Raw genomic sequence first — 295 nt, 5'->3', positions numbered from 1 at the left:
CATCACCGTCCACTGAACCAAAGTTTCCGTGTCCATCTACAAGAGGATAACGTGTAGACCACTCCTGTGCAAGATTAACGAGAGCTCCATAAATCGAGCTGTCTCCATGAGGATGGTATTTTCCCATCGTATCACCGACAATACGCGCACATTTACGATGCGGTTTGTCCGGTCCATTATTTAATTCTATCATTGAGTACAGAATTCGTCTCTGTACCGGCTTAAGTCCGTCTCTAACATCCGGAAGAGCACGGGCAGCGATTACGCTCATGGCATAGTCGATGTATGAAGTCTC

Annotated in this window: 1 protein-coding gene; it reads right to left on the bottom strand. The window is 46.8% G+C overall.

Translation table 11 applies throughout. The features are described from left to right. A partial coding sequence (locus PZH32_RS13265; protein WP_428994057.1) for a DNA gyrase subunit A occupies positions 1 to 193 on the bottom strand: 193 nt, incomplete at its 3' end. Positions 194 to 295 lie beyond the last annotated feature (102 nt).

This window comes from Adlercreutzia equolifaciens (assembly GCF_029076695.1).
Lineage (GTDB): Bacteria > Actinomycetota > Coriobacteriia > Coriobacteriales > Eggerthellaceae > Adlercreutzia > Adlercreutzia equolifaciens_A.
Note: the sequence above shows the minus strand (reverse complement) of the source record. Positions and strands in the feature narration are given on the sequence as shown.